The following is a 14119-nucleotide window of genomic DNA, read 5'->3' as shown; positions in this document are numbered from 1 at the left end:
CTCACCTCTGGGAGCCGGCCGTACGACGGGAATGCCCGACGAGCTCGGCGTACAGTTCCGAGGTTTCCACCAGGTGCCGGTGCTCGCCGAAGGACGCCCGGGTGCCGTCGAGCAGCAGGATCCGCCCGGCGCGCAACGCCGACGACGCACGGTGCGCGATCACGATCAGCGTTCCCGGCCTCGAACGGAAGGCCAGTTCGGCTCGTGCCTCGGCGACGGGGTCCAGGTGACAGCTCGCTTCGTCGAGGATGACGACGTGGGCCCGGCTCACGTAGGCCCGGCTCAGCCCGATCAGTTGCTTCTCCCCGGCCGACAACCGGGCCGGTTCGACCTGGGCGTCCAGCCCGCCGAGCCTGGTGATCAGGTTCTCGGCCCCCACGTTCCGTACCGCGGCAGAAAGCTCCGGTCCGCCGGCGTCCGCGTTGAGGTAGCGCAGGTTCTCCTCGACGGTCCCGGAGAAGACGTACGACTCCTGGGGCACCAGGACGATGTGCTCCCTGCGCCGGGCGGACGGGACGAGGTCCGGCGCCGTGCCGCCGACCCTGACGCGGCCTCGGCCGGGCACGGCCAGCCCGGCCAGCAGCGCCGCCAGTGTGGACTTCCCGATCCCGCTTGGGCCCACGATGGCGAGGTGGCCGTTCTCGGGGACGGTGAACGACAGATCCCGGAGGACTGGTTCGGCGCCCGCGCCGTAGGCGAACTCCAGGTCCTCGACCACGACCTCCGTGCCCTCCGGGAACGCCTCCGGCTGCCCTGTCACCGGCAGGCGGGCGGGATCGGCCTCGGCGAGCCTGCGTACGGTCACCGCCAGCTGAAGGCCGGAGCCGCCGATGACCTCGGTGAGCATCCTCATGACGGGCTCCAGGTGCATGCTGACGTACGTCGCCGCGCCGACCAGCACGCCGGCTGTCACGCCACGGCTCATCAGCCACGGCGCTCCGAACAGCAGGCACAGCAGCGGAAGCTGGCCTCCGGCGGCGGTGATGAGGCTGCGTGCGGCGGTGGCACGGGCCAGGCGTTGGTGCGCGGCACGCTCCGCGGCGAGGGTGGCGGTGACGGACGCGACGGTCTTCTCCTCACGGCCGAAGGCTCTGATGTCCCGGTGCCCGGCCAGAGCGGCGGTCACCTCGCCGGCGACCCGTTCGTTCGCCTCGATGGCCGCGCGCTGACGGCGGACGAGCCTCCGCAGCAGTGCGGCGAACAGCAGCCCTGCCACCAGTACAGGCGGCATGGTCAGCCAGACGATCTCGGGGGCGAGCGCGGTCAGCCCGAAGGCCGCGGCGGCGAGCGTGAACAGGAATCTCCGCATGCCGTTCAGCAGCATCGCCACGGCCTTGCGTACGGATTCGACCTGCTGCGTGACACGGGCGATCGTCGAACCGTCGGCGACGTCGCCGTGCCCGTGCACGATGCCGGTCACCACGCCGCGCAGGAGGTCGTCGCGGAGCGGCTCGACGATCGCGCCGACGATCGGGTACGTGAAGCGCGACGCGACGGCGCCGACCGCGTACACCAGGAGCAACGCGGCCAGCCACGACAGCCCCGTGAGCGCGTCCCCACGGAGGAATCCCTCGTCGACGGCCTTGGCGACCAGCACCCCTGAGGCCATCGCGGGCACGGACTCCACCACTGACCAGGCGGCCAGGACAGCGAGCGATCCACGCCGCCGCAGCAACGACCGGCGGATCAGCGGCCAGCCCGCGCCGTCGTGATCAGACATGGCTCAGCTCCCGTCCCTCACTGTGGTGGTCTTCCGGTCCCGGCTGGAACAGGCGGCGGTAATCGGGCATCCGCCACAGCTCCGCGTGGGGCGCGCAGGCCCGGATCCGTCCCCGGTCGATCCAGGCCACCCGGTCCGCACGCCCCGCGATCGAGATCTTGTGTGTCACCAGGATCCGCGTGACGCCGCTCATCCCGGCGATGGCCTTGCTGATCCGCAACTCGGTGATGCTGTCCACGCTGGAGAGCGCGTCGTCCAGGATGAGGACGCGGCCGCCGTGCGCCAGTCCGCGCGCGAGACCGAGCCGCTGCCGCTCTCCCCCCGACAGGAGGGCGTCCGAACAGGGTGTGTCGTAGCCGAGGGGCAGGCGTCTGATGAACGGATCGACCTGGGCGGCCCGTGCGGCCCGCCGTACCCGGTCGTGCGGGATGCCGGTGCCGCCGAAGCCGATGGCCTCGGCGAACGTGCCGGTCAGGTAGACCGGACGTTCGAACGCCCACCCCACCGCGGCGGCGAGTGCCGGCGGGGAGAGGTCGCGCAGCGGCACCCCGTCCAGGAGGACACGGCCCTCGTCCGGGTCGATCAACCGCCCCGCGACCGCCGCGAGAGTGGACTTCCCGGATCCTGACGTGCCGACCACGGCGAGGGTGCTGCCGCCCGGCACCCGCAGGTCGACGCCGTCGAGCAGCGGTCCTTCCGGACCCGTGACCGTGACGTGCTCGATGCTCAGCTCGCCCGTTCCGGCGGGCAGCGCGCGGTCCCCGTGGCCCGTCTCCCCGGCCGACAGCACCTCGTCCACGCGGCGGGCGCCGGCGCGCGCCTGTGCCAGCGCCATGAAAAGGTTGGCCTGGCCGAAAAGACCGAGTGCCATCCCCACGTAGGCGGCGGCGGCAGTCAGCTGACCGGGTGTGATCGCCCCGTCCACCAGCACGAACCCCGCCGTGGCGATGACCGTGACCTGCATCAGCGGCATGAGCAGCGAGGCACGCAGGTTCAGTTTCCCCTGCAGCTTCCAGGAGTCGCGTCCGGCGCTGTGCAGGTCGGGCAGATCAGACAGAACGCGTTCGATCTCCTGATGCTCGGTCCCGGCCGCCCGGACCGTGCGGATCCCGGTCAGGACCTCGACCAGGCGCCCCGAGATGCGGCCCTGAATGCCCAGGTAGGCGGTCAGGAGCGGCGAGATGCGCCCGACGAAGGCGCGGATCACCAGGGTCGCCGCCGGGCCTCCGGCGACGAACGCCAGCAGCAGCCTTGGATCGATCAGGCCCAGTGCCACCAGCGCGCCTCCCGACACCACCAGCGACGTCGTCCAGACGGTCAGCAGCGGCACGACGGACCCGGTCTCGGTGGTGCTCGTCAGCAGCCTGCTGGTCAGATCTCCGCTGGCGAATCCGGCGCGGTCGCGGACCGTGAGGCGCAGCGCGTGGTCGAGGAACTGACGGCGGAGGCCGAGGACGATCGTGCTCACGCACCAGGGGGCGATGAGCTGGTTGGCCACCTCGCCCAGGAGCAGCGCCGCCATCAGCACCGTCAGGCTGACGAGCGCGGCATGTCCCTCTCCCATCAGCCGTTCGTCGATGGCCGCGGCGAGCAGGGCGGGGAAGGCGAGCGCGCCCGCCGAGCGGCACAGACTCACCGCGAGGAGCAGGATGTTCCAGGCGAGTCCCGCTTTCACCGTTCGCGCGAGCAGGCGGTCCGCGCGTGTCCAATCCATGGGTGGCGCCTCCGTTGTCGCGAAATGGCACGGCCAGGGCGCCAGACGCGCCCCGGCCGGGTTCATGCGCTTGCTACATGCAGACGACCGCGCTGATGGTGCTGCCTCCCAGGCACGCGGAGAGGCTGACCGTGCTCGCCGCGCAGACGGCGGTGGCGCTGGCCGTGCTGATGATCGAGGCGGGCTCGTCGCCGGAAGAAGCCGCGCTCCGGCCCTGCAGGTTGAGGACGTATCCCATGATCGTTCCTTTCGCTGTGACGGATGGATCAGCAGATGGCGATGCTGGTGGTGCTGTAGCAGGTGACCGGGCTCAGGAGGCTGAGGGTGAACGGCTGGGCCGGGTCGCCTTCGTGGTCCTCACGCACGTCCTTCACCTGAAGGTCGAGAACAAAGCTCATGGTCGTTTCTCCGCTTCTGCGAGCTCTGGCGTCAGTTGGGGATGGTGGTGATGCACAGGAACTGGCTGTTGGTGCTCTGGCAGGCGAACCAGCTGTTGGTGCTGATCGAGAGCGCGGCGTCGCCGTCGGAGGCGCTGCGCGACATGTCCTGGAGGTTCAGTACGTAACCCATTGCGTTTCTCCTCAGTGGTCGGTCAGCAGAAGACCCAGCTCTGGTTGCTGAAGCAGAGCGACAGGCTCGGCGTGCTCGGCTGCGCCATGCCGCGGTCGGCTTCCTGATCGGCGCGGATTCCCTGGAGGTTCAGGACGTACGACATGCCGGTGACTCCTTTTCCTTTGGTCGGCTTCCTGGTGGACGGGCTGGTCAGCAGCCGATGAGGGTCCAGCCGCTGATGCACAGGGACGGGCTGAGGCTGCTCGGTCCCAGCGGCTCGTAGTCGCCGTTGGCCCTGTCGGCCGGGACCGTGCGGCTCTGAAGGTCGAGGATGAAAGCCATGAGAATCCCTCTCGTGGTGGTCGGATGGATGGAACCGGATCAGTGCGGAGTGTCGGCGGGCGCCTCCTTCCCACCGCCGGGGGCGGCGAAGGGCCGCAGGAACGGCAGCAGAGGCAGCCGTGGATCGCGCAGCGTGGCCAGCGCGTGCAGGATCCCGGCGCTTCCCGTGCCGAAGTCCATCGAGAGCCGCATGAGCTGATCGCCGGGGAACGCGACCTCGCCTCTGAGCCCCACCATGTGCAGGCGCAACCGGTCGCGCTTGGTCTCGATCAGCTCGTCGAGCCGGTCGGTGTCGGCATACCGCGAGCGGATGTGCTGGAGGAAGCCCATCTGGCCGGCGGTGCCGTAGAACACCATGGGGCAGATGTGGAACTCCGCGTGCGCGGCCCGGCGCAGCCGGTCCATCGCCACCGTGAGCTCCTCGGTCCGGCGGTGCCTCAGCAACTCGCTCAGGGCCAGGCCGATCCCGGCCGACCCGGTGCCGATGTACGGCATCGTGCGCCAGCCTTCGTTGACGTAGAGGACGTCGTTGTCCTCGAAGTGGGCGCAGCAGTCCAGCTCGTGCTGGATGGCGCGTTCGGCCAGGTCCAGGTAGGCCGGGTCGCGGGTGTCCTCGAAGAGCCGGACGAACAGCAGGGCCTGGCCCGAGGCGCCGTGCAGCAGCCCCGCCCTGCGGTGCCTCCCGCTGTCGTCCACGGGCACGGGCGGCCGGTGGAGCAGCCGGTCGGCGATCTGCTGGGCGTTCTTCAGGGCCGAGTCACGCAGTCCCTGGTCGTCCAGCCGGGTGGCGAAGAAGAGCTGGTTCAGCGCGACACCGCTGAGCCCGGTCAGGAGTTCGTCGGGCAGGGACACCCCGGCGAGCCGCTCGGTCATGTCCAGGACCTCCAGCGCGGCGTCCCGATGACCGATCTCCTCGAAGGCGTACGCGATGCCGTGCAGGCCGTCGTAGAACCCGACGCGGTGCAGTCCCTGATGGCCGCGGACGCGATCGAGCAGCCACTGCTCGTGCTCCTCCCGCCGGCCGTGGCCGCTCTTCGCCATCGCGTACAGGACGCCCGCCGCCCCGTAGGCGAAGCCGAGGCCGTTGAGGTGGAACTGCTCGACGTCGCCGGGGAAGAGCCGATCCTGGCGGTCGGGGGTGGCGCTGTCCCACACGGCCTTGGCCATCGACGTCTCGATGAGCCGCCAGTCCGGCCCCTCGCCGTCCCTGCCGTCGATGAGCGCGCTGCTGCGCGCCATCTGCTCTTCGGTCCCCGCCCAAGGAGACGGGCCGAGGTCGAGCAGGGCGAGGACGTTCTCCCCCCAGCCCGTCGGCACCGGGAAGCGATTCTCGACGAACTGGACCAGGGCGCGGGCCCGCGTGGTGTCCAGCGAGAAGAGCATGGTGAGGGGGACGAAGGGCGAGATCTTCAGGCAGCCCAGGGCGTACAGGTCGGCGGCGAGGCCGTCGCGCCTGTCCGGCGGCACGAAGCCCGGCGCTCCCATCCCGATGCGCTGCTCCTGGTCGACATAGGTGGCGAGCTCGAAGTCGACCAGCCGCACCCGACCGTCTTCGGTGATCATGATGTTGTTGGGGTGCAGGTCGCCGAAGGCGATGCCCCGCTCGTGCAGCTTCCCCACCAGGCCGTCGAGTTGCGAGGTGATGTCCACCGCCCATTCGGTGAACTCGCGGATCTCCTCCTCGCTCATGTCGGCCCTGATCAACGGCGTCCTGTGCACCATGCGCTTGTTGAGCGTGACGCCGTCGACCATCTCCTGCACCAGGAAATGGTGTTCCCAGAGCTCGAAATAGTCGTAGCAGTCGACTACTTCCGCCACGTCGGCGAGCTTCAGCAGGAATTCGTGCTCCCGCTTCAGCCTGCTCACCGCGTCGCGGCCGACCTGGTCGAGTCCGGCGCCCGGTCTGGCCTCCTTGAGAATGACCTTTCTCCCGGTGCTCTTCTCCGTCGCGACGTAGATTCCCCCGCCATTGGAGAAATGCACGGCGGATTCGATGTCATAGGGGAAGTCAGCCGGCGCCTCGCCGTTCTTCCTTTCCTGCAGGAGCGGGCGGAGGAACGGTGGCGGCTGAACCCATTCCGGCACGTAGAACACCGGGTCCCGCTTGTCGACGACCAATTCGCCGTCGGGCGCCTGGATGGCCATCGCGGGCTCACCGAGGTCGTTGCGGGTGAGCCGCTCCACGAAGCCGCCGTAGCGCAGGTAGAGCGGGCCGTCCTTCCAGCGCAGGTCGCTCAGGATGTAAGGTCCGCCGAGGCCGTGTAATTTCGGGTCGAGGTCATTGAGCACCTGCTCCAGCTGCGTTTCCGAGGAGGGGTAGACGGTGATGAATTTTCCGCTCCCGCCCCGGTCCGCGTACTTGAGGTTACGGCCGATGAAAGCCGCCTCGCTGGTCAGGAACTTGAACGAGATCCGATGCTGAAGACAGTAGTCGGCGGTGATGTCGAGCACTTGCTGCGCGGTTTCCCGGGTGGCGGAGACGTGAATCTTCCAGCCCTGCGGCGGCAACGTCGCCGTCTCGTGCGTGTAGTTGTACCAGGGTCCTTTGCGGCCGGTCCGCCAGCCGGCGGGTGCGGGCGCCTCGGCCTGCGCATAACCCTCTTGCATGGTCGCCCACTTGCTCGGCTCCTCATAGAAGAGCCGGTCGGCGAAACAGTATTCGAAGTACTGCAGTTTCATCGCTGCACCATCCCGGTCCGTGTTCCGCGTGTCGAATCCAAACGATAAGCCGGATGAAAGGCCTGTCCAATTACGGAGTGTGTCGCCGGGCCATTCGACGGGTCCGCGTCCGGCTCCTCGCCCCGCTGCCGGAGCCGCCGGGCGGAGGACATAGAGCATGCGGCAAGTCACTTTCCGCGATATTTTCGACGGCTTCGTGACGTTCTCTTGGATATGCGGACCCGGATCGATTACCGTTGGCCGGTTGCCCGTCCACGGATACGGAGCGCAACCGCCACCCGGCGAAAAAACTTCGAAAATCGCACTATTTCGCTGGACGACGAAAAAGCAAAAAAGTAAACCGAAGCCGTAAGAGGCAGCTATGCCGCGCCCTGACAGGCGAACGGCCACCATGACTCAGGTCATGGGTCACGGAACATGACCATGACATGGCGCGCGACGGATATCCGGCCTCCGTTGTCCGGCTCTACTGTCTGAGACAGGCTCGGCATGTCCGACGCCTTTCCACGGAAACCCGGACGCCGGGAAACCGCCTTATCCGACTGCGACGAAGGAGGTCCCATGAACCAGGCAGGAGACCGACGCCATGAGTTCCCGGACTCGCAGGCCGCGCGCATGCCGTGGCCGGGCATCGTCGCCTCCGCCGCGGGCTTCCTCGCGATGGTCGCGATCGCGTACGTCATGTGGGACCACCTGCCTGAGTACGTGGCCACCAGGGAGGCCACCGCCACCCGGCCGGGTGTCGACGTGCCGAGGATCGTCATCGCGGGCGCGCTTCCCGCTGTCCTGCTCCTCATCGGGGCCGTCATGACCGTGTCCACGATCATCGGCGGCAGATTGCGGCACTTCGTCGACCCCACGCTCGTCGCCTCGCCGAGCTCGCAGACCAGGACGATGAACGTCCTGTTCTCCGTCCTTCCCTTGCTGCTCGTCACGCTCCAGGCCGGCCTGCTGTCCAGGGCCGCCCGCTACGACTTCCCCCTGGAGCAGGCCGTCGGGGTCGCGTTCGGCATCTTGCTGATCGGCCTCGGCAACGTGCTCCCCAAGATCAGCCCGGCCCGCGTCGCGAGCGGCGTCACCGGCCGGTGGGCGCTGGCCTGGCAGCGGTCGCAGCGGACGGGGGGCGTGGCCCTGATGGTCCTGGGGACGGCCTGCGTCGCCGGAAGCTTCTTCTTCCCGCCGGTCCTGCTCGTGGTGGGCTCGGCGCTGCTGGTGGCGGCGGTGTACGCCCTGATGGCCGTGCTCGCCGTCATGCGGATGCGCCGATCGTGATCCGGCCAGGTCGAAGCGCGCTCGGAGTGCGCGACCTGGGGGGCGAGTCTGCGAGGATTCTGCCATGCGACTGTTCGGGCGCAAGAGCGAAGACGAGGGTGCCGACCCGGGTGAGCGCGTGGCGGGGTTCTGGCAGTGGTGGGCGAGCGCCAGGCCGGAGCTCGACGCGGCGGTGGCGGCGGGAGAGAGCGGGAAGCCGGCGGAGCTGCTCGGCCCCGCGGTGGCGGCGGTCCACCCCGGCCTGGTGTGGGAGCTGGCGCCGGGCAGGAACGCGGCCCACGCGCTGGTCGTGACGGCCGCGGGCGACGCCGAGCTGCGCTCGCTGGCGCACCGCTGGGCGCGGGCGGCGCCGCCCGCCGACATGCTGTGGGAGTTCCACCCGTCGCGCCAGGCGAGCGCCCTGCCCGGCGAGCTGACGCTCGACGCGGGCGGGATCGAGTTCGGGCTGGACAAGCTGGTGCTGGGGCTGCGGGTGCCGCGCGGGGCGCTGCGGGTGGACGTGACCGCGCACCACCCGATCTTCGGCGAGCTCGGCGAGGACGCCCGGATGGACGCCACGCTGCTGGCCCTCGACCGGCTGCTCGGCGAGGACGACGTGGCCCGGTGGGTGGGCGAGATCGTCCCCGCCGCCGCGCCGCCGATCGACGCCGTGCCCGCCGTCCACCTGCCCGTGGTGGTGGCCGACGTGGCCGCCGACTACGACACCGAGCAGTGGGTCACGCTGGAGGGCCGGACGGCGAGCGGCGCGCCGCTGGTCGCCTCGGCCCGCTATCCGCTGCGGCCCGTCGACTACCCGCTGCTCGACCACCACATCGCCGTCACGCTGCCGTACCGCGACAAGGACGCGGGCGGACTGCCCCGGGGCAGGTCGCTGGCGGCGCTGGGCGCGTTCGAGGAGCGGCTCGGTGAGCGGCTGCGCGCGCTCGGCGACGACGTGGTGCTGGCCGCCCACCTGAGCGCCGAGCGCCGCCGCGTCATGCACGTGTACGCCACGCGCGAGAGCGCCGCCGCGGCCGCGCTCAAGGAGCTGGCGTCCACCTGGAAGGAGGGCAGGGCCCGGGTGGACGTGACCCCCGACCCGTCCTGGAGCGCGGTGGCGGCCTTCCTCGCTTGAGCGGGCCGTACGCGACAGCGGGGTCTGTCAGCCGAGTCCGGCGCGGCGGGCCCGCTCGACCGCGGCCGGCAGCACCTCGATGAGCCTGTCGACGTCGTCCTGGGTCGAGGTGTGGCCCAGCGAGAAGCGGAGCGAGCCCCTGGCGGCGGCCGCGTCGGCGCCCATCGCCAGCAGCACGTGGGACGGCTGCGCCACCCCCGCCGAGCAGGCCGAGCCGGTCGAGCACTCCACCCCCCTGGCGTCGAGCAGCATGAGCAGCGCGTCGCCCTCGCAGCCGGGGAAGGAGAAGTGGGCGTTGCCCGGCAGCCGGTCGGCGGGGTCGCCGTTGAGCACCACGCCGGGCACGGCCTGGCGGACGCGGGCGATGAGGTCGTCGCGGAGCGCCGTCAGGTGGCGGCGCTGGGACTCCTGCTCCTTGACCGCGGTGCGGACCGCGGCGGCGAGCCCGGCGATGGCGGGCGCGTCGAGGGTGCCGGAGCGGACGTCGCGCTCCTGGCCGCCGCCGTGTTGCACGGAGACCGGGGTCACCCCGCGGGCCAGCAGCAGCGCGCCGACGCCCATCGGGCCGCCGATCTTGTGGCCGGTCAGGGTGAGCGCGTCGGCGCCGGACTCGGCGAACGACACGGGAAGCTGGCCGATCGCCTGCACGGCGTCGGTGTGGAACGGGATGCCGTGGTCGCCGGCGATGGCCGCCAGGATGTGGACGGGCTGGATGGTGCCGACCTCGTTGTTGGCCCACATGACGCTGACCAGGGCGACGCCGTCGGGGTCGCGCTCGATGGCGGCGCGCAGCGTGTCGGGGCCGACCCGGCCGAGCTCGTCGACCTCCAGCAGCTCGATCTCGGCGCCCTGGCTGTCGGCCAGCCAGTGGGCGGGGTCGAGCGCGGCGTGGTGTTCGACCGAGCTGATCAGGACGCGCTTCCTGGGCTGACGCGCCCAGAACATGCCCTTGATGGCGAGGTTGTCGGCCTCGGTGCCGCCCGAGGTGAACACGACCTCGCTGGGCCGGGCGCCGAGCGCGTCGGCGATCGTCTCGCGCGACTCCTCCACCACCCGGCGGGCCTCGCGCCCGGCGGCGTGGAGCGAGGAGGCGTTGCCGACCCGGCCGAGTTGCTCCGTCATGGCCTCGATGGCCTCGGGGAGCATGGGCGTGGTCGCCGCGTGATCGAGATAGGCCGACGGTCTGTTCACCCGGCCAGGGTATCTCGTTTGCCCCTGTACCGTCCGGACGGTACAGTAGAGCGCATGAGACGGGACGAGCTACTGGACGCGGCAGAAGAGCTGCTCAGCGACCTCGGCTCGACCGCGCTCACGCTCTCCGCCGTGGCCGACCGGGCCGGCGTCAGCAAGGGCGGTCTCCTCTACCACTTCGCCACCAAGGATGCCCTGATCAAGGCCATGGTGGAGCGTCTGATCGAGGAGTTCGACGACCTGGTGGCCGCCCAGCCGGACGCCACCTACACCGAGCGCTACCTCGGCGCCACGCTCGTCGCCGTCCGCGAGGGCAAGCTGCGCCGCTGGGCCGTGGTCACCGGCGCGTCGGGCAACACCTACCTGCTCGCGCCGCTGCGCGAGGCCATGGCCCGCTGGCATCGCGAGGGCCTGGACGACGAGCCCGACCCGGTGGCGTCGCAGATCGTGCGGCTGGCCTGCGAAGGGCTCTGGGACCTGGCGAGCCATGACCCGGAGCTCAACGGCGACGAGGCTCTGGGCGCGCTCGACGCCCGGATGAGAGCTCTGCTCAAACCTCCTTCCTGAGGTTTCCGGCTCTCTCGTACGGTCGGACACCGCTGCGCGCGCTTCTGACGCGACGCGCCGCCGGCGTTCGTGTGCGCCACTCCCCCCTTCCTTCAAGGCTCGGCCACGGCCGGGCCTGATTTCTGCCCGAAGTGATGTTTCTGTGAGGCATGCCCTGATGAACCGTGACCTGAGGATCGCCCGCTACGGCGCCGTCCTCACCTTCGCCCTCGCCGGCCTGATGGTCGGCACCATGACCGTGCGCATCCCCGCGCTGACCGACAAGCTCGGCCTGTCCGAGGCGGAGGTCGGCACCGTCCTGCTCGCCTGGGGGCTGGGCGCGCTGGTGACCATGCAGTCGATGCGCCGCGTGATGGCCCGCGCAGGCAGCCGCACCGTGCTGCGGGTCGGCGGCCCGCTGACCGCGCTCGCCCTGATCGCGGTGGCGCTCATGCCGAGCCTTCCGGCGCTGCTCGTCGCGTCCACGGTGTTCGGCATGACGTTCGGCCTGTTCGACATCGCGATGAACGCTCAGGGCTCCACCGTGGAGCGCGCCTACGGGCGGCCGCTGATGAACGGCATGCACGCCGGCTGGTGCGTCGGCGCCATGACCGCCGGCGTCACCGGCAGCCTGTCGATCGTCCTGGGCCTGTCGTTCACCGCCAACCTGGTGCTGGTCAGCCTGCTGTCCCTGCCGGTGCTCCTGGTGCTCGGCCGGACGTACCTGCCTGACGTCCCCGCGCCCGCGACCGCCGCGGGGCCGCGCCGCCGCATGCCGCCGGTCGTGTACCTGCTGGGCGCGCTGGCCTTCTTCGCGTTCATGGTCGAGGGCGTGGTCGCCGACTGGAACGGCCTCTACATGCGCGACACCATGAAGGCGCCCGAGGCGCTGGCCGCGCTCGGCTACCCGATCTTCGAGGCGGGCATGCTGCTCGGCAGGCTGACGGGTGACCGGCTGCGCTCGCGGTTCGGGGTACGGGGCATGCTGACGGCCGCGGGCCTGGCCACGGCCGCCTTCTTCGGCATGGTGCTGGCGGCGCCCGCGCCGGTGGTCGCGCTGGTCGCGGTGTTCTTCGTGGGCCTCGGCGTGGCGACGATCTCGCCGATGACGCTGTCGCTGGCCGGCACCGCCACCAGCACCCCCGGCCCGGCGATCGCCCAGGCGGGCGCGATGGGATACGCGGGCCTGCTGCTCGGCCCGGTGGCGATCGGGTTCCTGTCGGACGTGACCTCGCTCCGTACCGCGCTCGGGCTGGCCGTCGTGCTGGGCCTGCTGATCGCCGTGGCGGCGCGCCTGCTGCCACGCGAGGAGCCCGCGGCGGTCACGCCGCTGCCCGCCCCCGAGCGGCAGCCGGTGGCCGCCTGACACATGTCATGCCCGGACCCTGCGGTTCTCCCGGACAAGAGCTGAGACAGCGCACTGCCGGGACGGCGCCCCGCCCCGGCACAGTGGTCCCGTGGACACGACAGCGATCGAGGTCCGGGACCTGCACCAGAAATATGGCGACTTCGAGGCGGTCAAGGGGATCGGCTTCCGGGTCGGCCGGGGCGAGCTGTACGCGCTGCTCGGCACCAACGGGGCGGGCAAGACGACCACCCTGGACGTGCTGGAGGGGTACGTCGCACCGACCGGCGGCGACGTGCGGGTGCTCGGGCACGACCCGGTCAAGGAGCGGGCCCGCATCCGGCCCCGGATGGGCATCGTGCTCCAGGAGGCCGGCTTCTAAAGGACCTGACGGTGGCGGAGACCGTGGACGCCTGGCGGCGCTGGACACCGCACGCGCTCGGCCGGGGCGAGGTGCTCGACCGGGTCGGGCTCGGTCACCGCGCGGCGGTGCGGGTCGGGCAGCTGTCCGGCGGCGAGAAGCGCCGGCTCGACCTGGCGCTGGCCGTGCTGGGCAGGCCCGAGGTGCTCTTCCTGCACGAGCCCACCACCGGACTGGACCCGGAGGCCAGGCGGAAGGTGTGGGAGCTGGTGCGCGGCATGGTCGCCGACGGCGCCACCGTACTGCTCACCACCCACTACCTGGACGAGGCCGAGCAGCTCGCGCAGCGGCTGGCCATCATGCACGACGGCCGGATCGTCACCGAGGGCACGCTGGCGGGCGTGCTCGGGGAGCGGGGCACCAGGATCAGCTTCCGGCTGCCCGGCGCCCGCCCCGGCGACCTGCCGTACTCGCCCGGCCTGGCGCGGCGCTCGGTCAGGCAGGACGGCGAGACGTTCACGGTCGAGACCCACGAGCCGCAGCGCGGCCTGGCGTTCACCATCCTGCTGCTGCCGCTGTTCATCGCCTTCGTCCACACCAGCGGCCCGACGGCCTCCGGCGAGGTGAACGGGGTGCCGGCCGCCGCGCTCGCCGCGATCGGGGCCATCGCGGTGGTGTTCCCGTTCTCGTACATGACGATCGCGACCGGCATCGTGGTGCGCCGGGAGGAGCGCGTGTACAAGCGGCTGCGCGGCGGCGCGCTGTCCACCACCGCGATCTTCGCGGGCGACATCCTGCACGCCACGCTGGTCGGCGCGGTGCAGGCGGCGGTCATCCTGGTCTACGCGGTCGGGGTGGTGGGCGTGCCGGTGCCGGGGAACGTGCCTCTCATGCTGGTCGCGTTCGTGCTGGGGGCCGCGGTGTTCGCGGCGCTGGCGATCGGCACGGCCGGGCTCATCCCCAACTACGAGGTGGCGCAGCTGGTGGCGCTGCCGGTGCTGTTCGCCAGCATGCTCGGGGCGGGCATGATGTTCCCGCTGTCGGTGCTGCCCGAATGGGGGCAGCGGGTGGCGGAGGTGCTGCCGATGACACCGGTCGTGGACATGATGCGCATCGCGTTCCTGGTCCGCGACCTCGGCCGGGCGGGCGCGCCCGAGGTCGGCTTCCTGGTGTCGGCCGCGGGCCTGGGGATCGGGCTGCTGTGGATCGGCGTCGGGCTGTGGTGCACCCGGAAGTTCTTCCGGTGGGACCCGCGCCGGGCGTGACCTGGGCAAGGACAACCG

At 70.9% G+C, this 14119-nt stretch carries 15 protein-coding genes; 6 read left to right on the top strand and 9 right to left on the bottom strand.

Translation table 11 applies throughout. The annotated features are described in order from the left end of the window. Position 1 precedes the first annotated feature (1 nt). The 8 genes from KME79_RS31780 to lanKC form a co-directional block, all read right to left on the bottom strand. Positions 2-1720 (bottom strand): ATP-binding cassette domain-containing protein, encoded by a 1719-nt coding sequence (locus tag KME79_RS31780; protein ID WP_219548392.1) that lies wholly within the window; start codon positions 1718-1720, stop codon positions 2-4. Beyond that, positions 1713-3434: an ABC transporter ATP-binding protein gene (locus tag KME79_RS31775; RefSeq protein ID WP_219548390.1), complete on the bottom strand. Its 1722-nt coding sequence runs from the start codon at positions 3432-3434 to the stop codon at positions 1713-1715. Before KME79_RS31775 ends, KME79_RS31780 begins: the two co-directional genes overlap by 8 nt. A gap of 73 nt (positions 3435-3507) precedes the next feature. Then, a complete protein-coding gene (locus KME79_RS31770) occupies positions 3508-3672 on the bottom strand; it encodes a hypothetical protein (RefSeq protein ID WP_219548388.1) in 165 nt (54 codons plus the stop codon). A 28-nt stretch (positions 3673-3700) separates the two neighbouring features. After that, the gene (locus KME79_RS46590) at positions 3701-3832 is read right to left on the bottom strand and encodes a hypothetical protein (protein ID WP_281429552.1); all 132 of its coding nucleotides are present in this window, start codon (positions 3830-3832) and stop codon (positions 3701-3703) included. A gap of 31 nt (positions 3833-3863) precedes the next feature. Next, the gene (locus KME79_RS31765) at positions 3864-4004 is read right to left on the bottom strand and encodes a hypothetical protein (RefSeq protein ID WP_219548386.1); all 141 of its coding nucleotides are present in this window, start codon (positions 4002-4004) and stop codon (positions 3864-3866) included. 22 nt (positions 4005-4026) lie between these two features. Further along, entirely contained in the window at positions 4027-4149 is a 123-nt protein-coding gene (locus KME79_RS45545; RefSeq protein WP_246640757.1) for a SapB/AmfS family lanthipeptide, read from the bottom strand. Positions 4150-4196: 47 nt separating this feature from the next. Next, positions 4197-4328 (bottom strand): hypothetical protein, encoded by a 132-nt coding sequence (locus KME79_RS46585; protein ID WP_281429551.1) that lies wholly within the window; start codon positions 4326-4328, stop codon positions 4197-4199. A gap of 39 nt (positions 4329-4367) precedes the next feature. Then, positions 4368-7007 (bottom strand): class III lanthionine synthetase LanKC, encoded by a 2640-nt coding sequence (gene lanKC / locus KME79_RS31760; RefSeq protein ID WP_219548382.1) that lies wholly within the window; start codon positions 7005-7007, stop codon positions 4368-4370. A 561-nt stretch (positions 7008-7568) separates the two neighbouring features. Between lanKC and KME79_RS31755 the strand changes: the two genes are divergently transcribed. Together KME79_RS31755 and KME79_RS31750 are read left to right on the top strand one after the other, a co-directional pair. Then, positions 7569-8279 carry an SdpI family protein gene (locus tag KME79_RS31755; RefSeq protein WP_219548380.1) on the top strand — a complete coding sequence of 237 codons (711 nt, stop codon included), beginning with the start codon at positions 7569-7571 and terminating at the stop codon, positions 8277-8279. 64 nt (positions 8280-8343) lie between these two features. Beyond that, entirely contained in the window at positions 8344-9393 is a 1050-nt protein-coding gene (locus KME79_RS31750; protein WP_219548378.1) for a DUF695 domain-containing protein, read from the top strand. Positions 9394-9420: 27 nt separating this feature from the next. Here the strand turns inward: KME79_RS31750 and KME79_RS31745 are convergent, their stop codons facing one another. Beyond that, positions 9421-10584, bottom strand: coding sequence for a cysteine desulfurase family protein (locus KME79_RS31745; RefSeq protein ID WP_308249123.1), 1164 nt, complete (start codon positions 10582-10584; stop codon positions 9421-9423). A 54-nt stretch (positions 10585-10638) separates the two neighbouring features. Here KME79_RS31745 and KME79_RS31740 point away from each other — a divergent pair, with 54 nt between their 5' ends. The 4 genes from KME79_RS31740 to KME79_RS45535 all read left to right on the top strand — a co-directional run bounded on the left by KME79_RS31740 (position 10639) and on the right by KME79_RS45535 (position 14101). After that, on the top strand, positions 10639-11151 hold the full coding sequence (locus tag KME79_RS31740) for a TetR/AcrR family transcriptional regulator (RefSeq protein ID WP_148029454.1): 513 nt from the start codon (positions 10639-10641) through the stop codon (positions 11149-11151). Positions 11152-11308: 157 nt separating this feature from the next. Further along, complete coding sequence (locus tag KME79_RS31735; RefSeq protein ID WP_148029453.1) at positions 11309-12496, top strand: MFS transporter; 1188 nt, start codon at positions 11309-11311, stop codon at positions 12494-12496. Between the two features lie 91 nt (positions 12497-12587). Next, positions 12588-12857, top strand: a complete 270-nt coding sequence (locus tag KME79_RS47170; protein WP_308249122.1) for an ATP-binding cassette domain-containing protein — start codon at positions 12588-12590, stop codon at positions 12855-12857. An 11-nt stretch (positions 12858-12868) separates the two neighbouring features. Then, positions 12869-14101, top strand: a complete 1233-nt coding sequence (locus KME79_RS45535; protein ID WP_308249121.1) for an ABC transporter permease — start codon at positions 12869-12871, stop codon at positions 14099-14101. Positions 14102-14119 lie beyond the last annotated feature (18 nt).

The sequence above is a fragment of the Nonomuraea harbinensis genome, from assembly GCF_019396385.1.
In the GTDB taxonomy this organism is placed as follows: Bacteria; Actinomycetota; Actinomycetes; order Streptosporangiales; family Streptosporangiaceae; genus Nonomuraea; species Nonomuraea ferruginea.
Note: the sequence above shows the minus strand (reverse complement) of the source record. Positions and strands in the feature narration are given on the sequence as shown.